Genomic DNA, 20956 nt, shown 5'->3' with positions numbered 1-20956 from the left:
CCATCGCCGTAGATCCCATCCAGCCTGTCGTCGAGAAGAGGCCACCCCATGCCCCCGAACCCCCGCACCACAGAGGACCTCATCGTGGCCGTCCTCGCGGGAATGCCGCTGGATCAGGCAGCCGCCCAGGCCCCGATGGAAGCCGCCCACCTCGCCGAGGCCATCGAGACGTACAAGGCGGCTGGACGCGCCGCCCTCGAAGCACAAGCCGGCCTCCGCGACTGGTACCAGGTCCGAATCCAGTTCACCGACTGGAACGGCGCGGAACGGATCGCCGCCGCCCGCCTCGCCCCCCACCTGCAGCAAGCCCAGGATGCCGGGACGATCGCCGAGTGGTGGTTCCTGCGCAAGCACCCCTGCTGGAGGCTGCGGTGCCGCCCCGGCCCAAAGGCCACCAGAACCGCGATGACGGCCGCAGTCGGGGCCGTGCTGGACACCATGGCCGCCGACGGCGCCGTCGAACGCTGGTGGGAATCCCTCTACGAACCCGAAGAGCTCACCTTCGGCGGACCGGCGGGCATGGACATCGCCCATGACCTCTTCCACGCCGACAGTCGCGGCACCCTTGACTACCTACGTCACACCCCCAGAATTCCAAACCAAGTCACAGTCGGCCGACGGGAGTTGTCTGTCCTCTTGTGCAGCACTCTGTTCCGCGGCGCCCGCCAGGACGACAACGAGCAAGCCGACATCTGGCACCGCGTCGTACGCGAACGCCCCCTGACCACCGAACCCTCTCCGGACAAGCTGAACGGCATGAGCCCCGGCCTGCGACGACTCATCAGCCTGGATGCTTCGCCCACCGGCACCCTCTTCGCGGCCGAGGGCCCTCTCGCCTTCGCAACTCAGTGGTCCGAAGCCTTTGCCACCACCGGCAGGCGCCTTGCCGACGCCGCCCGCGACGGCACCCTCGAACGCGGACTCCGCGACACTCTCGCCAGCCACGTGATCTTCCACTGGAACCGCCTCGGCCTGCCCGCCACCACCCAGGCCGTACTTGCACGGGCCGCCCGGACCACCCTCCTCACCACTCCCGACGACGGCACGGCACCGTAATGCACCCCGAACCCCACGACCGCCAGGACGTCGCCCGGATGCGGTCCGCCCACCACCGAGCCCGCACCTCCTTGGACGTACGGCCCCATCCGGGCGGGCACGAGGCATGGGGCTGGCACGGCCGAACCCTCGGCCGCCCCGTCACCACCCCAGACGGCCCCGCCTGGCTCCGCCTCGCCGCCGCACCCCTCGACCAGGCCGACTCCACCTTCTGGAACGGCTCCCGCGACGCCAAAGGCGCCATCTCGGAGACGGTGCCCCGCCCCCGCCTGCGCACGATCCATGACTGGAACGAGCCGCCGCGGCGCTACCGCGCCGAGCTGTACGACCACATCGACGAACACCCTGTCGCGACCGCACCGACCCTGACGACGAACCCCAACCTGCCCACGTCGTGGTGGACATCCCTGCATACCGCCCTCGGCACCATCGCCACAATCCCCACCGACCGCCACACCACCGACCAGCAGTACCTCGACTGGGCCATGCCGAGATTCCTCGGTCCCGCCGTCGACACCCGAACCCCGTCCTGGAGCACCGCCCACGGCGACCTGAACTGGGCGAACCTCTGCGCACCCCAACTCACGATGCTCGACTGGGAAGGATGGGGACTCGCGCCCACCGGCTACGACGCCGCCACCCTCCACAGCTACAGCCTTCTCGCACCCGACGTCGCCTCGCATATCCGCAGCGAGTTCGCGGACGTGCTGAACACACCAGCCGGCCGCTTCGCCGAACTCGCCGTCATCACCGAACTCCTCGAAAGCACCACTGGCAATCCCCTGGAAGCGTGGAGGCTTCCTCTATGCGGCTCGGGCTTGTGAACGGGCCTCTGCGCGCTTCTGGTTGATGATTCGTTCGAACTCCGCCGGAGCCAACCCTCCGGCGGCGCTGTGTCTGCGGCGCGTGTTGAAGAAGTCCGCGATCCAGGTGGCGATCTTCAGTCGGGCCTCGGCGCGAGTGGCGAAGCGGTGCCGGCGAATGTACTCGGCCTTGATCGACGAGTGGAACGATTCCGCGGCAGCGTTGTCCAGGGCCGAGCCCACGCGCCCCATGGACTGCACCACACCCAGCCGGCCGGCCGGCCGGCCGCAGAGGCTGTCGTACGCCTCACTCGTATACTCCGCCCCCCTGTCGCTATGAAAAATCACGCCGCCCACGCTCCCGCCCCGCGTCGCGGCGGCCATCTGCAACGATGCGCTGACCAGCGACGCATCGTGCCGCTCGCCCATCGCGTAGCCCAATACCCGCCGTGAGAACGCATCGTGGACGGATGCGAGGTAGAGCTTGCCCTCGCCGGTCTCAAGCTCGGTCATATCGCCCCACCACAGAAGGTCGGGCCCGATGGCGTCGTAGCGGCGAAGTACCAGGTCGCGGGCGGCTTTCCGCTTACCCTGGCGAGTCAGATTCTTGCGCCTGCGCGGTGGCTTGCGGCCCTGCAGACTGAGGTCGGCCATGATCTGGGCGACGGTGTTCTGCGAGACCTGCCAACCCTCGGCCCACAGATCCAGTGTGATCCTCGGCGAGCCGTAGGTCCGGCCCGACGCGTTGAAGAAGTGGGTGATCCGCTCGGCCAGCGTAGCTCGTCTGACCTCGCGTTTCGTCGGCTGCTCGGGGCGACGTCGCCATTTGTAGAACCAGGACTCGGACACCCCGAGCGCCCGGCAGGCAACCGTGTGCGGGACGTGGTGCTCGGTCCGCTGGTCGGCGATGAAGCCCGCAACCGTCACTTCGTCGCCTCCTTCACCCAGAGGACCACGGAACGCTTGAGGACATCGCGCTCCATCCCGACCTCGGTGTTCTCCCTGCGCAGCTGCCGGTTCTCCTCACGCAGCCGGCGCAGTTCCTCCCGCTCGGACTCCTCCAGCCCGCCCGCGGCCTCCGCGGCCGCGCGAGCCTTGGCCCGGTGGACCCAGGTCTGCAGCGTGCCCTCGTGCACCCCCAGGTCGTCACAGGTCCCGCGCGACCACCGCCGCCGTCTTCCCCGTCTCCAACACAATCCGTACCGCACCCTCACGAAAGGGCGCGTCATACGACCGTCGCTTCCCACCCATGACCCTCAACTTCCCCTTCAGTCACACCTCCACGCTACGAGGGGAAGGCCAGTTCTGCTGGTTGCCGCTTACTGGCGTACGAACCTGACACTGCGGCAGCTGGCGCCGCTGTTCGGCGTCTCGAAGTCGGCAGCGGACCGCATCGTCGACCACCTCGGCCCGCATCTGGCGCTTCAGCCCCGCAAGCGGTTCCGCAAGGACGCTGTCCTGATCGTGGATGGCACGCTGGTCCCCACCCGGGACCACACCGTGGCCAAGCAGTCGAAGAACTACCGCTACTCGACCAACCACCAGGTCGTCATCGACGCCGACAGCCAGCTGATCGTCGCCGTGGGCCGGCGCTGCCCGGCAACCGCAACGACTGCAAGGCGTGGGACCTGTCCGGAGCCAAGGCGGCCGTCGGCAAGACCACGGTGATCGCCGACGGCGGCTATCGGGGCACCGGCCTGGTCATACCGCACCGCCGCGAACGCGGCCAGGCCGAACTGCCCGCCTGGAAGGAGGAACACAACACCTCCCACCGCAAAGTCCGAGCCCGCGTCGAGCACGCCTTCGCCCGGATGAAGAGCTGGAAGATCCTCCGCGACTGCCGCCTGAAAGGCGACGGCGTCCACCACGCCATGCTCGGCATCGCCCGCCTGCACAACCTCGTCCTCGCCGGATAAGCGAACAGTGGACCAGCGGCCGACACACCGCCAAAGATCATTTACGAGACAGTCCTTAACGCCAGCTCGCATGCGTAGGAAAGGGAAAGTGCAGGGCCTGCCCCAGGCCACGAAGTAGGTGGATCCTGGACCTGCAATCCCTGCGGATTCGAGAACTTGCATGAGAGCTCTCGCCCCGAGGAGGGGCCCCATCGAGGCGAGAGGAACCCCCACTTTTCAGCAGATACGTCAATTGGCTCCGTGTCAGCGGTACACCAAGACGAGGTGAGCTACTGACCGACAACAGCATCCCACCGGGTTCAGTTCAAGTAGCCCACAAGGCTTGCCCACAGGCAACCCCTTGCATAGCATCATGACCCAAATGGCTGAGCGCATAAGACCGTGTCCTATTGACCCGAGACGCATTGGGGTCAGGCTCGTTGACTGTGCGTGAGTGAGCTCGTGGGGGATGCACGGACGTGGTCGCCGGATGCCCAGGAGACCGTGCGGTTGCTGGCGGTGTCCGCGTTGGTGGAGGGCCGGGACCGGGCAGAGGTTGCCGCCCTGCTCAAGTGTCGGTCAGGGCCGTCGACAACTGGTGGGCGAGGTGGCAGGCCGGCGCGTAGGAGAACACCAGGTCCTGTCCGAGGCCGAGCAGGCCGCCGTCCGGCAGGCTGTCCTCGAACACATCCCTTCCGACCTGGGACTTTCGGGTCAGCTGTGGACACGGGGGCAGACAGGCGAGCTGATCGTCAAGCTGTACCGGGGCCGATTCACCGAGCCCGGTGTGGGCAAGTACCTCAAGCGCCGGGGGTTTGAGGCGCCCCGAAGTTTCCGGACAGTGGTCCCACTACGATGGGACTATCCGGAAAGGGAAGTCGGTTGTCGCGGAAACGCAGGAATTTCACTCCTGAGTATCGGGAAGAGGCCGTGAAGTTGGTGATCGAGACCTCGCGTCCGGTCGCCCAGGTCGCCCGGGAACTCGGACTTGTCGAAGGCACGCTCGGGAATTGGGTCAACGCCTACCGCCGTGAGCACGCGGGAGAGGAACCGCCCCTCACGGTGAATGAACGGGCCCGACTCCGCGAGCAGGAACGCGAACTGAGGGAACTGCGGCAGAAGGTCGCTTTCCTGGAAAAAGTCGCGGCGTACTTTGCCAAGGATCCTCGGTGAGCGACAAGTTCGAGTTCATCGACGCAGAGTACGCAATGTTCACCACGGACACGGAAGAGAGGGCAACGTCGATTGATTACTGAGGTTGAACTCGTGATGTCGCGTAGTTGCTCAGGTGGGTCTGATGGTCAGGCCGGTCTCGGCGAGGCACCCGTCGATAAGGTCGCTGCGGTACTGGATGTGGCGTAGGCCGCGTCGGATGCGCTGGACGAGGTGTTCGGGGGGGCTGAAGGCGACGTTGGAGAGCCAGCCGCGTCGCAGGAGGGACCAGGGGGCCTTCCCCGTGATCGTGGACACCGGTTGTCATGCGGCGGTGGCCAGCGTAGTTGATCGCTGTTCGTAGGTGATCGGGCTGATCTGGCCGAGGCGGGAGTGCCGTCGGCGGGTGTTGTAGCGGGTCGCCCAGCGGAAGACCGCGAGGCGGGCCTCACTGGCCCCGTTCCACCGCTTGCGGCCCTGGAGCGTTTCGCGCTTCATGGTCGCGTTCAGACTCTCCGCGGCGGCGTTGTCCGCACTTGTGCCGACCGTGCCTCGCGATCTGGTCACGCCCAGCTCCGAGCAGACCTGGGCGAACTCCTTCGACACATATTGCGCCCCGTTGTCGCTGTGAAATATCGCCCCGCGCAGGCCGTCCCCGCCGCGGGCCCTCGCTGCGGCCCTGAGCGCGTCGGTGACCAGCGAGGTCCGCATGTGGTCGGCGATCGACCAGCCCGTCAGGCGTTTCGAGCACAGGTCCAACACCGTTGCCAGATAAAGGAATTGGCCGTTGCCGATCGGGAGATAGGTGATGTCGCCCACGTACTTGGTGTTCGGCACCGGGGCAGCAAAGTCCCGCTGGAGCAGGTCCGGCACCGGTGTCGCCGACGGCTCGGGAATGGTGGTGCGGACCTTCTTGCGCAGGTGCAGCCCGACGATGTGGAACTTGCGCATGACGCGCTCGACCCGCTTGTGATTGACCGGCTTCCCGGCCTCCTTCAGCTCGGCGGTGACGCGCGGAACCCCATAGGTGCCGTCCGATTCCTGATGGATCCGGTTGATGTGCTCGGCGAGCTCGGCATCCGCCCTCGCCCGGCTGGCCCGCGCGGATGCGCCGGCCAGCCACCGGTAGAAGCCGGAACGCGAGACCGCGAGTATCCGGCACAGCCGCTTGACGCCGAAGGCGCCACGGTGATCCTCGACGAACTGGAAGCGGCTGCTCACCAACTGGTCTCCGCCGCAAAATACTTCGCGGCCCTCCGCAGGATCTCCCGCTCGAGCTCGAGTTCCTTCACCCGCGCCCTCAGCTGCCGGTTCTCCTTCTCCATCGCGGTGGCCTCCACCGCCCCGGGCCGGGCGGCCTGCTCGGCATCCCGCACCCACGTGCGGAGCGTCTCGTGGTTGACGCCCAGGTCCTTGGCCACCGACGCGTACGTCCCACCCGGGCTCGAGTGATACAGCGCGACGGCATCGGCCCGGAACTCAGGCGAGTACTTCGACGTCCCCAACGGGAACTCCTGTCCTATGGATCATCACGATCCAATGATCAGGGTGTCCACGCTCAAGGGGAAACGCCCGCCGCGAGTCTTCCGCGCAGGGCCACACCTCCTTGACCCACCCGGCCACCGCGTCGTCGTCCCGCTCCATGGCGCGTCGGGCCGGTACCTGGCAGGACCAGCCGTTGCGTACCAGCAGCTTGCGCACGCCCTGGACCGTGTAGGTCAGGTGGAAACGCCGGCCGATCACCGTCTTCACACGGCTCAGGGTCCAGCGTTGGTCCTCCCAGCCGTGCGCGGCCGGCCCCTTGGCCAGCTCTGCTTCCAGCTGGGCGAACTGCTTCTCGCTCATCCTCGGCAGTGACGCCGGCCCCTGTGACCGCAGAGCCCGCGGACCGCCCTCGTCCCACCCCTGCCGCCATCGCTGCACCGAGCGGACGCTGATCCGAAGGTCCTTGGCGATCACCGAGCTCGCCTCGCCTCGCGCGAACCGCTCGGCTTCCTAATGAAGTTGTCAAGCCGCTGTAGCCACTGGGGGTGCGACCTCGTAGCACCGTCGGTCACGGATCAGGGCCCACAGGACGTTGACGCGGCGGCGGGCGAGGGCGAGCACGGCTTGGACGTGCTTCTTTCCCTCGGCGCGTTTGCGGTCGTAGAACTTCCGCGAGTTGGGGTCGCAGCGGACGCTGACGAGCGCGGAGGTGTAGAAGACGCGCTGGAGTCTTCGGTGGTAGGCGACCGGCCGGTGGAGGTTGCCGCTGACCTTGCCCGAGTCGCGAGGCGCGGGCGCAACGCCGGCGAAGGCCGCCAGGGCGTCCGGAGAGTCGAAGTCGTCCAGGCTGCCGCCGACAGCGGCGAGGAATTCCGCTCCCAGCACGGCACCGATGCCGGGGACGCTCTGGACTATGTCGGCGAGTTCGTGCTCGCGAAACCGGCCCTCGATGAGCTTGTCCATCTCGGAGATCTGCTCGTTGAGGGTCATCACCTCCCCGGCCAGGGTGTGGACCAGCTTGGCTATGGTCTTCTCCCCGGGGATGGCGGTGTGCTGCCGCTCTGCTGCCTCAACGGCTGCTTCGGCCAGGGATCTTGCGTTGCGGACGGTGCGGTTGGCCAGCCACTTGGTCAGCCGTGTGACCCCGGCGCGGCGGATCGAGGCCGGACTCTGGTACCCCGTCAGCAGCTTGAGCGGGCCGGTGTTGGTCACGTCCAGGGCCCGTTCCAGGGCGGGGAACATGCTCAGCAGGGTGCCGCGCAGGCGGTTCACGGTGCGGGTGCGGTCCTCGACCAGGTCGGCGCGGCGTCCGGTCAGCAGCTTCAGCTCGATGGCGGCTTCGTCGCCGGGGCGGATGGGCCGCAGGTCGCGGCGCATCCTGGCCTGGTCGGCGATCACGTAGGCGTCGCGGGCGTCGGTCTTGCCCTCGCCGCGGTAGCCGTCGGAGGCCCGGTTCACCAGCCGGCCGGGCATGTACAGGATCTCCTGGCCGTGGTTGACCAGCAGGGCCAGCAGCAGTGCGGGTTCTCCGCCGGTCATGTCGATGGCCCAGGTGACCTGACGCCCGTCGGCCAGGTCGAGGACGTCACCGAGCAGTTTCAGCAGCTCGGGCTCGTCGTTGGCGACCCGCCGCGACAGCAGTGTTTTGCCGTCGGTGTCCAAGGCGAGGCCGTGGTGGTGGCCCTTGCCGCTGTCGATCCCCGCCCATATCCGGCTCATCGTGCTCCTGACGTTCGTGTTCGTACTGTTCGTGCCACGGACGACTTCGCCGGCATTGCTCTACGCAGCGACTTGTTCGCACTTCCTAATCGGCGGCCGAGTCGTCGTGGGGTGCCGGGCGGCGAAGCCTCGCAAGCCACAAGGTGGCAGCCGCCTGACAGCCACACCCAGCACCCCTGGGCGACCCAACCCTACGAATGGCTCGATCAACCCGATCAAGAAGGTAGAGCTGCCTGATTCGAAGGAGGAATCGTGCAAAAGCTATCTCATCGTCCGGACATGTGACGTTCCGCCGCACTTTCCTGATCGAGTATCGGCGACCTGGGTGCTGCGCTCATGGGACGGGGCTCCGCTGCCATCACGAAGCGGAGCCCCCAATGCCCACGTGGGGGACGTGGTCGTGCTCTTCAACGAGCCTCTGCTGAGGGGGTTACCCAGGCGCCCGGCACGGAGCGGGCCGCTGCAACGCGGGCAGCGGGTACCGGACGCGGATCACTCCTCGGGATGGTCGCGGGCGGACTTGAGGATCAGGTTCCACGTCGGGCGGGAGTACGCCTTCTCCGTCTGCTCCTGGAGCTGGGGGATCAGTTCGGCGTTCTTGGCGCCGGGGTTTGCCGCGATGGCCTGTCGCGCAAGGGCCAGTCGCTCGTCTCCCCTGGTAGGGGTAGGCCAGTCCGCGGCGACCCGTGGGCCGCCCGCCGGCGTGACCGCGCCCCTTCCGGTCCGCGAGGTACTGCCACAGCCTCCAACGCTTCCACTTCGGGCGATCCCGGGTCGGGAGCTCGTCCCAGTCATCCGGCTCGGGCCAACCCTCAGGCGGGTTCTTGACGTAGTGGGAGACGGTGGCGGAGTCGGAGAATCCGCACACCTTCGCCGCCTCGGCCGGGCCCACCATCTCTTCTGGGTCTCCGTCGAGCTTCGGCGGGTTGGTGGTGTTCGCGGCGGCGCGCTGACGCTGAAGCTCGTGGTGCCACGTCGCCCAGACCTCGCCATCCCAGTGCATGACGCCGTCGATGGTCTCCGCGACGTCCGGGTGACCGTTTTTCTCCCGGTTGGTCCAGAGGCTCTGAAGCGTCGGCTCACTGATATTATGGGCCTTGCGCAGGTCCGCTCGTGAGTAGAGCGTTGGGCTGGTCTTGCGGGGCACGTCGTCTCCTGTTCGGGGTCGTGAGTACTCGGCGGGCTCATTGGAGGTCGTCTGGTTCGGTGCCGGCGCCCACTGCGGCTGCCGGTGGGTTCGAGTCGGGTGAGGGCGGCTATGTTGTCCAGGGGAACGGCGGCGGCCCAGTCGGCGCGGCAGTGGTGGCCGGCGGGGAGGTTGAGTACGAGGTGCCGGCCGGTCGGGGGGAGGTCCTCGACGATGACGAAGGTGTCGGTGTGGTCGGCACCGAGGCTGTTACCCCTCTTGAGCTGGGCGATGTCGCCGGGCTGGGGACAGTCGGGGTGTCGGTCGCATAGCATGGTACGGTTCTCTCTGGTGAGAGAACACTGACGGCCAGCGCCTTGTTGCCCTTGTGCGCTGACCGTCATCTGTTGCCTGGGGTGCGTGGCGCCCCGTGGGACGCACGGCCGGTCGGAGGTTGCCCGCTCCGCTGACGGCGGAGTAATTAAACCACCTTTGGGTTGAGCGGGGTGGGGCCCTGGTCCGAAGGACGGCGGTCATCAGAAGAGGGCCCCCTGATCTGTCGGGTGCTTGTCCTGGTCGCTCGGCGGCCGGGCTATGTGGAGTTAGCGGGGGCGTCCCGTGTGCGGCGGGGCGCGTGCTTCGCTGCGGTAGCGGCTCCAGGCCAGGAGCGGAGCGCCTTGGTCCATCCACCCCGCCGGGTACACGGATGTCAGTTGGGCCCAGTGTCCCGGGCTCTGTGGGATCTGCCACCGGTCTTTGACTCTGGTGATCGGCGGCAGCGTCCGCCAGCCCGGGAGCGCGTGGTCGTGGGCGTCTTCCACCGCCCGTATCCCTCGCCGCGGTGGATGGGGCCTTCCCAGTCGCGGGTGAGGCATCCGCCCCGGAATTCCTGCTCGTCCCGGCGGCCGGGCGGCCGGCTGCGGGAGAGCAGGGTCGGGATGTGGTGCTCGGGTGGGTCCAGCTCGTGCCCGAGGTCGCAGTACACGCCGCCTGGGTGTCCGGGCTTGTTTTCGACAGGGTGAAGTAGAGCCAGTGAGACAGCGGGAATGAGGGCCACTGTGTTTGGGTGGGTATGACATGCCGCTGATGGCGTAATGGCGGTTGTGGGCCGTTTGGTCCGATCACGCTGTGGTCTGTTGATCACGGTCGTGTCAGGAGCCCGTGGGTGTACAGGTCGCGTGAGTGGATCTTTGAGCGGATCCGTCGTGATCGTCGGATGGATCCGGCGGTGTCGGGGCGGGAGCTTGCTCAGCGGTACAAGGTGTCGCGGAACACGGTGGCGAAGGCGTTGGCGTGCCCGGTGCCGGCGGTGCGGAAGAAGCCGCCGCCGCGCAAGAGTGTGCTGGAGCCGGTGAAGGGCTTCATCGACCCGATGCTGCGCGAGGACGCCGACGCGCCGCGCAACATAAGCACACCGTTGACCGGATCCTGGAGCGTCTGGCTGCGGAGCGGGACTTCGAGCTGGCCTCGTATTCCACGGTGCGGGACTACGGCGGTAAGCGGCGCCCGCAGCTCGTGCTGGAGGGCAAGAAGGGCCGGCAGCGTGCCCTACCCGGCGTTCCCGCCGGAGATCAGGAAGGTGATCTACCGCACGAACATGATCGAGTCGATCAACGCCAGGCTGCGGAAAATCACCCGCAACCGCGGACACTTCCCGACGGAGCAGGCCGCGGTCAAGGTGCTCTACCTCGCGATCCGAGAGCTGATCGAACCCAAGACCCACAGCAAAACCCACGCCACGCCGCACTGGAAGGCCGCGCTGAACGCGTTCTCGATCTACTTCCAGGACCGCATTACCCTCTAGTGAAACCCCAGGACTTACACGGAGTCACTGACACACCCTCTCAAGCGCTACCTCGCCCGACGCCTCTACCGCCACCTCAACAATGCCGCCGCAACGGCACCAGGGGTTGACGAGACATAGAAGCTTCATTGGGATGAGGCGCCCCGAAGTTTCCGGACAGGGGTCCCACTAAGGTGGGTCTGTTCAGAAAGGGAAGTCGATTGTCGCAGATACGCAGGAAGTTCACTCCTGAGTATCGGGAAGAGGCCGTGAGGATGGTGATCGAGACGTCGCGTCCGGTCGCCCAGATCGCTCGGGAACTCGGACTTGTCGAAGGCACGCTCGGGAATTGGGTCAACGCCTACCGCCGTGAGCACGCGGGAGAGGAGCCGCCCCTCACGGTGGATGAACGGGCGCGGCTCCGCGAGCAGGAACGCGAGCTGAGGGAACTGCGGCAAAAAGTTGCTTTCCTGGAAAAGGTCGCAGCGTACTTTGCCAAGGATCCTCGGTGAGCGATAGGTTCGAGTTCATCGATGCCAGGGCTTGATCAAGTTCCGTGAGTGTCTGGGTTGTTGGTGATGCCCAGGATGGCGAGTGCTCGTTCGGGTTCGTGGCGAATGGCGCGGGTGGTCTTGGCGATGTTGTCGGCTCCGAGGATCTTCAGGGTGCCGATGGCGAGGTTGCGGATGGTGGCCATGGCGCGGGGTGCAGTGCCGGTGTGAATGGTCGAGGCGTCCTCAGCGAACGTGACATCTCGGATGTAGTGGGAAGAATTTTCGATTCCCCAATGCCCGCGAATGGCGGCGGCGAGGTCGATGGGGCGGGTTTGATGGGCGGCGAGGCTGGTGACCGCGTAGACGTTCTCGCGGGTTTCGGGCCGGCCGGTGGGCTTGCGGCGGCGGTGGACCCGGATGGCGAGGTGGGCGTGGGGGAAAGCGATGCCGCCGAGGTTGTCGGCGATAGCGCAGGTTTTGATCGAGCGGGACTCGCGGCGGCCGTGGGCGGTGGCGGTGTGCTGGACCTTGATCGAGGTCCAGGGCAGGGCGGCGAGTTGGGCGTAGGCGGTGGGCTGGTTGGTCTTGATGACGGCGATGTAGTGGGCCTTCTTCGTCTCGACCAGCCAGGTGATGTTGGCCTTCACCGAGTGTAGGGCATCGAAGGTGACGACGGTGTCGGCGAGGTCGAGCGGTGCCAGCAGGGGTTTGAAGTGGCGCACTTCGTTGGTCTTCGCACCGACTTCGACCTGGGCAATCGTGGCGACGCGGTCGTGGGTGACCGCCGAGAGCAGGTGGCGCCGCGGCGCGGCCAGGCGGGCTGAGCCCGTGAGGGCCTTGCCGTCCACGGCGATGATCTGCCGCGATCGGGTCTCGGGCATGTCCACGGACGCGGTGATGCGGTGCCGGTCGGCCAGGTAGGCGCCCACAGCCTGGTCCAGGGCGTCGCCGTCAAGTGCCTGAAGGACGCGTCCGAGAGTGACCGGCTTGGGGCTGCGCCGCCAGCCGAGCAGGTGACGGCGTACCCCGAGGGATGCCAGCAGCGAGTTCGTGGCCCGCTCGCCGAACTCGGCGAGTTCATCGATGCTCTTCGCACCGCAGACGGCCGCGCAAGCACACATCAGCAAGATCGCCGTCAGCGAGTACCACCGGCCCCGGCGTGAGCGCGGATCCGGAACCGATTCGAGGTAGGGGCCCAGGTCAGCGATCCGGTCCGCATCCAGCGGCCCCAGCTTCTCCAGCACGGCAGGGATAGGGGAAGCTGCAACAGCAGGCACGGGACGTCCTCGTGATCATCTGGCTTCGACACCACAATGATCACGAACCCCCGTGCCTGCTCTGCCATCCGCCCCTACCGGCCTGATCGTCAACCCTCCACGCAAGCCAGGAACTTGACGGAGCCCTGCATCGATGCCGAGTACGCGACATTCACCACGAACACCGAAGAGATATCGTCGGTCGCGAAGATGTGTGACTGGCTGGAAGTGTCCCGCTCCGGATTCTACGAATGGCGGAGTCGGCCGCTTTCGGCGACCACCCGGCGACGGGAGGATCTGAAATTGCTGATCACCAAGTCTTTCGAGGATTCTGACGGCACCTACGGCTACCGGCGCGTTCACGCCGACCTCGCCGCCTGGGGCGTGGCCTGCGGGCCCGAACTCGTGCGTGACCTCATGCGGGAGCTGGACCTCCAGGCGTGCCAGCCGCGGCCGTGGCGCCACAGTCTCACCGAGAACGACGGCCGGGCCGGCCCGATCCCCGACCTCGTGAACCGCAACTTCACCGCCGACGCGCCGGGGAAGAAAATGGTCGGTGACATCACCTACATTTCGACCTGGGAGGGCTGGGTATTCCTCGCCACCGTCATCGACTGCCGTACCAAGGCCGTGACAGGCTGGGCGATGGACGACAACTACAAGACCCCGCTCATCGAGGCTGCCATCGAAATGGCGGCACGCAATCACCCGCTCTCCGAAGACGCCATATTCCACTCGGACCGCGGCAGTAATTACACCTCAGAACAGTTCGCCCGGACGCTGGACAGACTGGGCATCCGGCAATCCGTCGGGCGGACCGGCATCTGTTACGAGGTGAGTCGGCGGCGGGAATCTCACCCACCGCCGCTCTCAGAACCGTGCGTGAACCTCGCGACTCACACGGCTCCCATTGTTGAACCAGTGGGCAATGCGCCATGCTTCCAGTGAGCGAACATACCCGGGAATGCTGAGGCAATCTCAGCCAGCCTCCTCCGGGCCTTCCTTGAGGCACTACGATACCGTTTGTACTTCCTCCGGGCCCATTTCACCAGGAACGGATTGATCCGCTGTTCCAGGAACCTGATCAATCTGGACTTGTAGAAGCGCCCATAGTAATTGATCCATCCCGCCACGACAGGGTTGATCATCGCGGCGATCTCCCGAAAGCTCAGCTCGGTGCAGCGCCCCAGTCGCCAACTCCGGATAGTCCTCGCCATGGACTTCATGGCTGTTTCGCTCACTGCTGGAAGGAAGCCGGTTTTCAGCCTCCCATCCCGCAAGCGGGCCGCCCGAGGACGGAAGGTGTACCCCAGGAACGTGAACTCCGTGACCGGGAACTCCCGTTCACGACCTTCCTGTTTGCAGTACACCACCCTGGTCTTCTCCGGATGGAGACGTAATCCGAACTGCAGCAACCTGCGCTCGATGATGTCGCGGACGAAATTCGCCTGCTTCTCACTGGCGCAATGCACCACAGCGTCGTCGCCGTACCGCTCGAACCTGATCGCCGGGTACTCCCGAGCCAACCACGCGTCGAAGGCGTAGTGCATAAACAGATTCGACAACAACGGGGAAATAGAAGATCCTTGAGGAGTTCCCTTTTCCCGTCTGACGAGCGTTCCGTCGGGCTGTTGCACAGGGGCGACAAGCCATCGCTTCACATACAACAGAACCCACGAGAGATTGGTATGCCTTTCCACTGCCGCGATGATGGGGGCGTGCGGCACGTTGTCGAAAAAATCCCTGGATATCAAGGTCGATCACCCAGGGATGCCTCCAGCACCGCTGCTTGCACGTCTCCACCGCATCCAGCGCGGACCGCCTCGGGCGATAGCCATACGAGTCCTGATGGAAGATCTGCTCCACATCTGGCTCCAACGTCATGGCCACTACCGTCTGGGCGATTCTGTCGGCCACGGTCGGAACCCCAAGGCTCCGAGTCCCACCGCCGGTTTTGGGAATGTCAACCGCTCTCACGGGTGGGGGGAAGTAGCTTCCCGAGGAGAGTCGATTCCACAGCTTGTACAGGTTGTTCTTCTCATCCTGCTCAAACTCCGCTAACGACTGCCCGTCCACCCCAGCCGCTCCCCTGTTGGCCTTGACCTTCAGGTATGCGTTCCAGATCAGCCGTTTCGGAATATCAAACGGCTTGCTCGCTGATCTCGTCTCGACCATCCGATTCCTCCCATCTCTGGTTGATCGCCGATCGACACCCAACAACACGTCCCCTTCGCTCCGCCTCTATTACGGAGGTTTCATCACTACTACGGGACATTCCGCCCTCCCGACGCGCGACCGGTACTCCGGCTCTCATGGCTCTTCGCCACTTGAGCCTCTTCCTCTCGCGAGCCACGTCAACCCGTGGATCGCGGTTTCGCGTCGAGGAGTTCTCCAGTTCCGTTGTGAAGCCCGGACTGAGCTCGCGCCACCTTCATGCCGGACACCGCCAGACCAATAGACAGGTTCTCGTCTGGCTTGTCCCAGGACAGCATTGAGGCCCTGGTTTTGATGTCATCTAAGCTTTACGACACGTCATCAGTGGTTCACTTGCGTTCGCCTTCTCAACCCCCACCTGCCGCATTCAGTACGGCTTTTCCATGACGCTCACCACCACGGCTCATTCACCGCAGCAGCTCATGGTGGTTTGACACCTGCACCTGCATGCCGATGTCGAAGGACCTACCTTCATCTCCACAACAACATGGCGACTGTTCGTTTCCGTCTTCTACATCAGAACCTCACAATCACCTTCTGGACACACCAACGCCCTGGCGGAATCATTCTTCGCGACCCTGAAAAACGAACGAGTCCATCGGACCGTCTACCACACCCGCGAACACGCCTACCGTGATATTGCCCGCTACATAGAGGTCCGCTACAATACGAAACGCCGCCACTCAGGACTCGGGTATCGGACCCCACGAGAAGTCCACGACGAGTACCTGCTGAATCAGCAGCTCGCCGCATGAATTAGCCAGTAGGTAGCTGTCCGGAAAACGCGGGGCCCCTCAGGAATCAGTAGTCAGACGAGACAGTGATGGGAAAGCCCGTGTCGTAGGCGAGGCAGGCGATGGCAAGCGGGTCGAGAGCAAGATGGCCGGCAACGCTGACTTCCCGCTCGTCCCTGACCTGCACGGGCATCCCCTGATAGGTGAGCCATCGGCTCACCTATCAGGGGCACGGTGCGCGGGTCGCTCAGGTGGGAAGGGCGGTGCCGCGGGTTTCGGGCGCGAGGCGTACCAGCGCCATGCCGATAATGAAGACGAGCGCGGTGAGGGTGAGCGGGATGGTGAGGGAGCCGGTGGCGTGGATGCCGTAGCCGATGAGGAAGGTGCCGGCGGCGGCGAACCAGCGGGAGAACGTGGTGGTGAAGGCGAAGGCGGTGGCTCGCATCCGGGTGGGGTACTGCTCGGGCAGCCAGATGGTGAACACCGCGAAGCTGGCCCCGCCGAGGCCGAGTACCGGCAGGAAGGCGAAGGTCAGGCCGATGGAGTGCAGCGGGTAGGCGATGCCGTAGGCACCCACCGTTCCGACGATCATCAGTCCGAAGGCGGCGACGAGCGCGCCGCGCCGTCCGAAGCGGCCGGCCAGCCGGGGCACTGCGAAGCAGCCCAGGATGGTGAAGGCGGCCACGGTCATGGAGGAGAGGCTGGCGAGGCGCACGGTGGCGTCGTGGCTGTAGCCGGCGTCGGTCGACAAGTTGGTCATCGCCGTGGGCACGTACGTGGAGCCTGCCCACAACCCCATGACGCAGACCACGAGCAGCAGCAGGTTGCCGATGGTGCGTGCGCGGTAGGGAGTGGAGAGCACTTCGATGACGGGTTGCCAGAAGGAGCGGGCCGGCCGGTCCGAGGTGTCCTCCTGCCAGCGCTCGGGTTCCGGGGTGGTACGGCGGATGAGGAACACGGCCAGGGCAGGGATGCCGCCGACGAAGAACATGCCGCGCCAGCCGAGTGCGGGGCCGAACAGCAGGTAGACGCAGGAGACCGCGAGTACGCCGAAGTACGCGGCCGAGTGCATCAGGCCGCCGAAGCGTGCCCTGACCCGCTCCGGTATGACCTCGGCAAGCAGGGTGCCGGCCATGGCCCACTCGCCGCCGACGCCGATGGCGGCCAGGAAGCGGAAGGCGTTCCATTCCCACAGGTTGGTGGCTGTCCCGGCCAGGGCGGTGAAGACCCCGTACATGAGGATGGACGCCATCATGGCGGGCTTGCGGCCGAACCGGTCGGCGATGGGGCCCCAGATGAAGGCGCAGCCCCAGCCGAGCAGGAACACGGCGGCACTGAGCTGTCCGTACCAGCCGATGTTCTCCGGGGTGACGGCGATGCCGGCGGCGGGAAGCAGCACGGTCAGGGTGGGGGCCAGCACGAGCCCGGGGATGGTCCAGCTGAAGCCGTCCATGGCCCAGCCGCCGAAAGAGCCCCAGAAGGCATGGCGCTGGGGGCCGGTGAGGCGGGTGGGAGGGGATTTGGCTGTGGTGCTCTCTGTGGTGTGCTCGTTGATCGTCACAGGGACCTCGATTCGGCTCGGGAGGTGACGACGGCGGGGGGAGGTGACGCCTGCGGTCCGACGCAGGTCAGCCGACGGTGATCCGGTTGAGGAAGGTGCTGAGCCCGCTCTGCATGCTGGCGTAGTCGGCGGCGGGGCCGGCCGGGAGCTTGCGCAGACGGTCGCGTGCGGGGGCGAGAAGGGTGTCGATGGAGCGCTTGGCCGCGCGAATCGCCGTCGGGGGGTGGGCGGTGATCGATGCGACCAGGGCGGCCGTGGCGGTATCCAGTTCTTCCTCGGGTGCGCTGGCGGTGGCCAGCCCGAGCCGTACCGCCTCCGCGCCGTCGACCAGCCGCCCGGTGAACAGCAGGTCGCGGGCCGTGGCCGGGCCGGTGAGCACAGCGAGGCGGGCCGCGAAGGCAGGAGGTACCAGAATGCCCCATCGGGCGATGGGCATGCCCAGCTTGGCGCTGGAGGAGACGATCCGCAGGTCACAGGCGCAGGCCAGCTGGCAGCCGGCACCGACTGCGGCACCGCGGACGGTGGAGATGACGGGGACGGGGAGGCGTTCGATGGCGGTGAGCGCAGTCTCCATGGCGGCGAAACTCGTGTCGATATCAGCGGGGGCGGCGGACAGCCATTCGCGCATGTCGGAGCCCGCGCTGAAGGTGGCGGTCCCCCGGCCGGACAGGACGACGGCGCCCAGGGACCGGTCTTCCGCCAGGTCGTCGAACAGGGCGGCAAGTGCCTGCCAGTCGCGGGTACCGAGCGCGTTGGCGCGGTGCCCGGTGCCGACCCGGACAGTGGTGACGGCGCCGTCACGCTGGATGTCTATCGCTCCGGAGTCGGTCATCGCACCGCTCCTGCCGCGTGCAGTTCGGCGATCTCGGCCGGGCTGTATCCGGTTTCGGTGAGCACCTCGTCGGTGTGCTGGCCCAGGACCGGCGGTGCGGTACGGATGCGGGTGGGTGTGCCGCTGAGCTTCAGCGGGGAGCCGACGGTGCGCAGCCGTCCCGCGGTGGAGTGGTCGAGTGCGGTGACCATGTCCCGGGCGGTGGCCTGGGGGCTGGTCAGGGCTTCTTCGACGGTGTTGATCGGGGCGCAGGGCACGCCGGCGGCTTCAAGTAGCTGTGCCCATTCGGCGTTGCTGTGCCGGGCGAGTTCCGCCTCCAGCAGCGGGATGAGCTGTTCACGGTTGCGGACCCGATCGGGGTTGGTGGCGAAGCGGGGGTCGGCGGCGAGCGAGGCGGAGCCCAGCACTGCGGCGAGGGACCGGAACAGTTTGTCGTTGCCGGCGGCGACCATCAGATAGCCGTCGCCGGTGGCCAGCGCCTGGTAGGGCACGATCGTGGGGTGCGCGGAGCCGTGCGGGCCGGGGGCGGCGCCGGTGGCGAAGTAGCCGCCGGCGACGTAGGTGAGCCAGGCGAGCTGTCCGTCGAGCAGTGAGACGTCCAGGTGCTGGCCGAGCCCGGTGCTCCGGCGGGCCTCCAGCGCGGCAAGGATGCCGATGGTGGCCCACATGCCGGCGCCGATGTCGGCGGTGGCGACTCCGGGCCGCATCGGCGGACCGCCGGGTTCTCCGGTGATGCTCATCATGCCGCTCTGGGCCTGGGCGATGGCGTCGTAGCCGGGCCGCGCCGCCCAGGGGCCGGTCTGTCCGTAGCCGGATATGGAGGCGTACACCAGCCGCGGGTTACGGGCGGACAGGGTGCGGTAGCCCAGGCCGAGCCGGTCGGCGGTGCCGGGGCGGAAGTTTTCCACCACGACGTCGGCCCGGTCGGCCAGCCGCAGGACGAACTCGCGTCCCTGGCCGGTCTTGAGATCGACCGAGACGCCACGCTTGTTGCGGTTGGTGGACAGGAAGTAGGCCGCCTCGTCGCCTTGGAACGGCGGGCCCCACTGACGGGTGTCATCGCCGTCCTTGGTGTCCTCGACCTTGACGACGTCGGCGCCGAGGTCGGCCAAAACCATGGTGGCCATCGGGCCGGACAGGATGCGGGACAAGTCCAGTACGCGGATGCCTGCCAGGGCGGCGGGAGCCGTTCCGGTCTGGGAGCTGGGATGTGCGGTCGATGTCATCGGGGTCGTGCCTTTCTGGGGCCAGCTACCGAGAAATTGGATGGACCACTGGTCCTCTGGACCTTGCGCTAGAGTGTCAGGCGGGTCCGATCCGCTGTCAAGGGTCGGGGGCGAGTCCGTCCGGGGAAGGGATCTGCACGGTGACCGATTCACTGCGTCCGCTGGCACGCCCCCGCTTGTACGAGCAGGTCGTGGAACGACTGCGGGAGTACGTCCAGGCCGAGAGCCTGCAAGCCGGCGACCGACTCCCCCCGGAACGTGACCTCGCCGACCAGCTCGGAGTGAGTCGCACCTCCGTGCGGCAGGCCATCGTGGCCCTGGAAGTGCAGGGCCTGGTCGAGGTTCGGCACGGTGGCGGCACCTACCTACTGCGCGACCGGCTGGACGCCGAGCCCCTCCAAGCCATGATCGACCGGCGTCGACGGCTACCGGACGTCCTGGACGCTCGGGACGCATTGGAGACCAAACTCGCCGCCCTCGCGGCCGCCCGCCGCACGAACCAGGACCTGGAAGAGATCGACGCGGCCCTCGCCGCCATGGTCGACGCAGTCGAACGCGGAGAGCTCGCCGTCACCGAGGATCAGCGCTTCCATGCCGCGATCACCGCAGCGGCCCACAGCCCGCTGCTGGCCGAATTCATGACAGAGATCTCGCAGCCGATCGCAGAGAGCCGCACCGAGTCACTGCGCCAGCCAGGCCGCCCCGAGCAGTCGCTCCACCAGCACAAACTCATCGCGGAAGCCGTACGAGCCGGCATCCCGGAGGCCGCGGCACAGGCCATGCACACCCACGTCGACAGCGTCGGCCACGTCAAACTGCTGGAGTGGCACGCCAACGCCAACGGGGAGTAACACCGAACTCCACGAGCATCAGTGGCCACAGGGCAAGCGTGCAGGAATCCGTACCGCCCCCACACCGTGAGCTTTCGCTCCGCACTCGACCGAGCTTGCGTGCGTACGCGGCCGGCATCGAGACCGCGCCCCGCTTCATTGCGTTCCACACTTACCCGCCCCTGCATGTGCCGCTCGTGAGGGTCTTCGGGGCGAGGACTCTTCGCCCACCTGCTCTCGATATGCGTTAAAAAAACAACAAGGTCCGGTTTGGGCGAGCTTGGGGAAAATTTCCCGTGGATTCATGAGCCGGTCCGCCCGGAGTCGGCAGGAGCGTCCGGGACATCAGGAGCAGCGCTCGCGCGAGACCCCGCTCGGGTAGGTGGGTCGGCGTTTGCGGTCGGCACCGGCCCTGCGCAGCATCGCCGGCCAGATGCTCGTCTTGTTGGTGGCGGTGGTGCTGCTGCTCGTCGCCGCTGGGGCGGCGGCGCTCGTCTGGCAGGCCCGGCACACCAGCGAGGAGAAGGTCCGCGAGCGGGCGCTTGCCGTTGCCGAGACTTTCGCGCAATCCCCCGAGCCCCTGGCGGCCCTGCGTCCCTCCGACCCGTCTGCGTCACTGCAGCCGCGCGCCGAGGGCGTCCGACACCGGACCGGCGTCGGCTTCGTCGTCGCGACGAGCCCGACGGGGCTGTACGCCTTCGGCGGCGACAGGAACCGAAGTAATCACTGATTTGATCTTCCGGCTACCGAGAAGACTTGCAACCTGCATCTTTCCTGGCCTGTTGACGCA

The 20956-nt window shown here is 66.6% G+C and carries 19 protein-coding genes and 6 pseudogenes; 10 read left to right on the top strand and 15 right to left on the bottom strand.

Going from position 1 to position 20956, the window contains the following annotated elements; translation table 11 throughout:
- Positions 1-48 precede the first annotated feature (48 nt).
- Both OIU81_RS38000 and OIU81_RS37995 read left to right on the top strand, forming a co-directional pair.
- Positions 49-1056, top strand: a complete 1008-nt coding sequence (locus tag OIU81_RS38000; protein WP_329142569.1) for a thiopeptide-type bacteriocin biosynthesis protein — start codon at positions 49-51, stop codon at positions 1054-1056.
- Complete coding sequence (locus tag OIU81_RS37995; protein ID WP_329142570.1) at positions 1056-1880, top strand: hypothetical protein; 825 nt, start codon at positions 1056-1058, stop codon at positions 1878-1880. The genes OIU81_RS38000 and OIU81_RS37995 overlap by 1 nt, the downstream gene beginning before the upstream one ends.
- On the opposite strand, the gene OIU81_RS37990 is transcribed toward OIU81_RS37995, so the two are convergent.
- Together OIU81_RS37990 and OIU81_RS37985 are read right to left on the bottom strand one after the other, a co-directional pair.
- On the bottom strand, positions 1860-2786 hold the full coding sequence (locus OIU81_RS37990) for an IS3 family transposase (protein ID WP_329142571.1): 927 nt from the start codon (positions 2784-2786) through the stop codon (positions 1860-1862). The genes OIU81_RS37995 and OIU81_RS37990 overlap by 21 nt on opposite strands.
- A complete protein-coding gene (locus tag OIU81_RS37985) occupies positions 2783-2995 on the bottom strand; it encodes a hypothetical protein (protein ID WP_329142572.1) in 213 nt (70 codons plus the stop codon). The genes OIU81_RS37990 and OIU81_RS37985 overlap by 4 nt, the downstream gene beginning before the upstream one ends.
- A 166-nt stretch (positions 2996-3161) precedes the next feature.
- Between OIU81_RS37985 and OIU81_RS37980 the strand changes: the two are divergent.
- Both OIU81_RS37980 and OIU81_RS37970 read left to right on the top strand, forming a co-directional pair.
- A pseudogene (locus tag OIU81_RS37980) lies at positions 3162-3775 on the top strand (transposase); the annotation flags it as partial.
- A gap of 834 nt (positions 3776-4609) precedes the next feature.
- A complete protein-coding gene (locus OIU81_RS37970) occupies positions 4610-4927 on the top strand; it encodes a transposase (protein ID WP_329142573.1) in 318 nt (105 codons plus the stop codon).
- A 111-nt stretch (positions 4928-5038) separates the two neighbouring features.
- On the opposite strand, the gene OIU81_RS37965 is transcribed toward OIU81_RS37970, so the two are convergent.
- The 7 genes and pseudogenes from OIU81_RS37965 to OIU81_RS42565 all read right to left on the bottom strand — a co-directional run.
- The gene (locus tag OIU81_RS37965) at positions 5039-5224 is read right to left on the bottom strand and encodes a hypothetical protein (RefSeq protein ID WP_443074186.1); all 186 of its coding nucleotides are present in this window, start codon (positions 5222-5224) and stop codon (positions 5039-5041) included.
- A gap of 6 nt (positions 5225-5230) precedes the next feature.
- Positions 5231-6411, bottom strand: a protein-coding gene (locus OIU81_RS37960) for an IS3 family transposase (RefSeq protein WP_329142574.1) whose coding sequence is annotated in 2 segments (ribosomal slippage) — positions 5231-6144 and positions 6144-6411 — 1182 coding nt in all. Because the reading frame shifts where the segments join, the coding sequence is not laid out codon by codon here.
- 70 nt (positions 6412-6481) lie between these two features.
- Positions 6482-6898: pseudogene (locus OIU81_RS42580) on the bottom strand (helix-turn-helix domain-containing protein); the annotation flags it as partial.
- A gap of 15 nt (positions 6899-6913) precedes the next feature.
- The gene (locus OIU81_RS37945; RefSeq protein ID WP_329142155.1) at positions 6914-8110 is read right to left on the bottom strand and encodes an IS110 family transposase; all 1197 of its coding nucleotides are present in this window, start codon (positions 8108-8110) and stop codon (positions 6914-6916) included.
- 492 nt (positions 8111-8602) lie between these two features.
- A complete protein-coding gene (locus OIU81_RS42575) occupies positions 8603-9571 on the bottom strand; it encodes a DUF6211 family protein (RefSeq protein WP_443074895.1) in 969 nt (322 codons plus the stop codon).
- Positions 9572-9838: 267 nt separating this feature from the next.
- Positions 9839-10111, bottom strand: coding sequence for a DUF6349 family protein (locus OIU81_RS42570; RefSeq protein WP_443073904.1), 273 nt, complete (start codon positions 10109-10111; stop codon positions 9839-9841).
- A pseudogene (locus tag OIU81_RS42565) lies at positions 10081-10293 on the bottom strand (DUF6349 family protein); the annotation flags it as partial. The pseudogene OIU81_RS42565 and the gene OIU81_RS42570, both read right to left, overlap by 31 nt.
- Before the next feature lie 462 nt (positions 10294-10755).
- Here OIU81_RS42565 and OIU81_RS37935 point away from each other — a divergent pair.
- Positions 10756-11040 (top strand): annotated as a pseudogene (locus OIU81_RS37935) (transposase); the annotation flags it as partial.
- Between the two features lie 173 nt (positions 11041-11213).
- The gene (locus tag OIU81_RS37930) at positions 11214-11531 is read left to right on the top strand and encodes a transposase (RefSeq protein WP_329142578.1); all 318 of its coding nucleotides are present in this window, start codon (positions 11214-11216) and stop codon (positions 11529-11531) included.
- A gap of 35 nt (positions 11532-11566) precedes the next feature.
- Here OIU81_RS37930 and OIU81_RS37925 read toward each other — a convergent pair whose 3' ends face one another.
- Positions 11567-12757: an ISAs1 family transposase gene (locus tag OIU81_RS37925; protein ID WP_329142579.1), complete on the bottom strand. Its 1191-nt coding sequence runs from the start codon at positions 12755-12757 to the stop codon at positions 11567-11569.
- A gap of 147 nt (positions 12758-12904) precedes the next feature.
- Here OIU81_RS37925 and OIU81_RS37920 point away from each other — a divergent pair, with 147 nt between their 5' ends.
- Complete coding sequence (locus OIU81_RS37920; protein ID WP_329142580.1) at positions 12905-13717, top strand: IS3 family transposase; 813 nt, start codon at positions 12905-12907, stop codon at positions 13715-13717.
- Here OIU81_RS37920 and ltrA read toward each other — a convergent pair.
- A pseudogene (gene ltrA, locus OIU81_RS37915) lies at positions 13666-14944 on the bottom strand (group II intron reverse transcriptase/maturase). The gene OIU81_RS37920 and the pseudogene ltrA sit on opposite strands and share 52 nt — an antisense overlap.
- 587 nt (positions 14945-15531) lie before the next feature.
- Between ltrA and OIU81_RS37905 the strand changes: the two are divergent.
- A pseudogene (locus tag OIU81_RS37905) lies at positions 15532-15738 on the top strand (integrase core domain-containing protein); the annotation flags it as partial.
- Positions 15739-15784: 46 nt separating this feature from the next.
- On the opposite strand, the gene OIU81_RS37900 reads toward OIU81_RS37905, so the two are convergent.
- From OIU81_RS37900 to OIU81_RS37885, 4 genes are all read right to left on the bottom strand, one after another.
- The gene (locus OIU81_RS37900) at positions 15785-15910 is read right to left on the bottom strand and encodes an Imm49 family immunity protein (protein WP_329154819.1); all 126 of its coding nucleotides are present in this window, start codon (positions 15908-15910) and stop codon (positions 15785-15787) included.
- A 54-nt stretch (positions 15911-15964) separates the two neighbouring features.
- Entirely contained in the window at positions 15965-17278 is a 1314-nt protein-coding gene (locus tag OIU81_RS37895; protein WP_329142582.1) for an MFS transporter, read from the bottom strand.
- A gap of 67 nt (positions 17279-17345) precedes the next feature.
- Positions 17346-18110 carry an enoyl-CoA hydratase/isomerase family protein gene (locus OIU81_RS37890; RefSeq protein WP_329142583.1) on the bottom strand — a complete coding sequence of 255 codons (765 nt, stop codon included), beginning with the start codon at positions 18108-18110 and terminating at the stop codon, positions 17346-17348.
- On the bottom strand, positions 18107-19336 hold the full coding sequence (locus OIU81_RS37885; RefSeq protein ID WP_329142584.1) for a CaiB/BaiF CoA transferase family protein: 1230 nt from the start codon (positions 19334-19336) through the stop codon (positions 18107-18109). The genes OIU81_RS37890 and OIU81_RS37885 overlap by 4 nt, the downstream gene beginning before the upstream one ends.
- Positions 19337-19476: 140 nt before the next feature.
- Between OIU81_RS37885 and OIU81_RS37880 the strand changes: the two genes are divergently transcribed.
- Together OIU81_RS37880 and OIU81_RS37875 are read left to right on the top strand one after the other, a co-directional pair.
- Positions 19477-20187 carry a FadR/GntR family transcriptional regulator gene (locus OIU81_RS37880; protein ID WP_329142585.1) on the top strand — a complete coding sequence of 237 codons (711 nt, stop codon included), beginning with the start codon at positions 19477-19479 and terminating at the stop codon, positions 20185-20187.
- 373 nt (positions 20188-20560) lie between these two features.
- Positions 20561-20896, top strand: a complete 336-nt coding sequence (locus tag OIU81_RS37875) for a hypothetical protein (RefSeq protein ID WP_329332019.1) — start codon at positions 20561-20563, stop codon at positions 20894-20896.
- The last annotated feature ends 60 nt before the right edge of the window (positions 20897-20956 follow it).

Source organism: Streptomyces sp. NBC_01454 (assembly GCF_036227565.1).
Lineage (GTDB): Bacteria > Actinomycetota > Actinomycetes > Streptomycetales > Streptomycetaceae > Streptomyces.
Note: the sequence above shows the minus strand (reverse complement) of the source record. Positions and strands in the feature narration are given on the sequence as shown.

Excerpts from the sequence above, each read along its gene's own strand:
- OIU81_RS38000 (WP_329142569.1), top strand. The coding sequence starts at position 49 with ATGCCCCCGAACCCCCGCACCACAGAGGACCTCATCGTGGCCGTCCTC.
- OIU81_RS37995 (WP_329142570.1), top strand. The coding sequence starts at position 1,056 with ATGCACCCCGAACCCCACGACCGCCAGGACGTCGCCCGGATGCGGTCC.
- OIU81_RS37970 (WP_329142573.1), top strand. The coding sequence starts at position 4,610 with ATGGGACTATCCGGAAAGGGAAGTCGGTTGTCGCGGAAACGCAGGAAT.
- OIU81_RS37945 (WP_329142155.1), bottom strand. The coding sequence starts at position 8,110 with ATGAGCCGGATATGGGCGGGGATCGACAGCGGCAAGGGCCACCACCAC.
- OIU81_RS42575 (WP_443074895.1), bottom strand. The coding sequence starts at position 9,571 with ATGCTATGCGACCGACACCCCGACTGTCCCCAGCCCGGCGACATCGCC.
- OIU81_RS42570 (WP_443073904.1), bottom strand. The coding sequence starts at position 10,111 with ATGCCTCACCCGCGACTGGGAAGGCCCCATCCACCGCGGCGAGGGATA.
- OIU81_RS37900 (WP_329154819.1), bottom strand. The coding sequence starts at position 15,910 with ATGCCCGTGCAGGTCAGGGACGAGCGGGAAGTCAGCGTTGCCGGCCAT.
- OIU81_RS37890 (WP_329142583.1), bottom strand. The coding sequence starts at position 18,110 with ATGACCGACTCCGGAGCGATAGACATCCAGCGTGACGGCGCCGTCACC.
- OIU81_RS37885 (WP_329142584.1), bottom strand. The coding sequence starts at position 19,336 with ATGACATCGACCGCACATCCCAGCTCCCAGACCGGAACGGCTCCCGCC.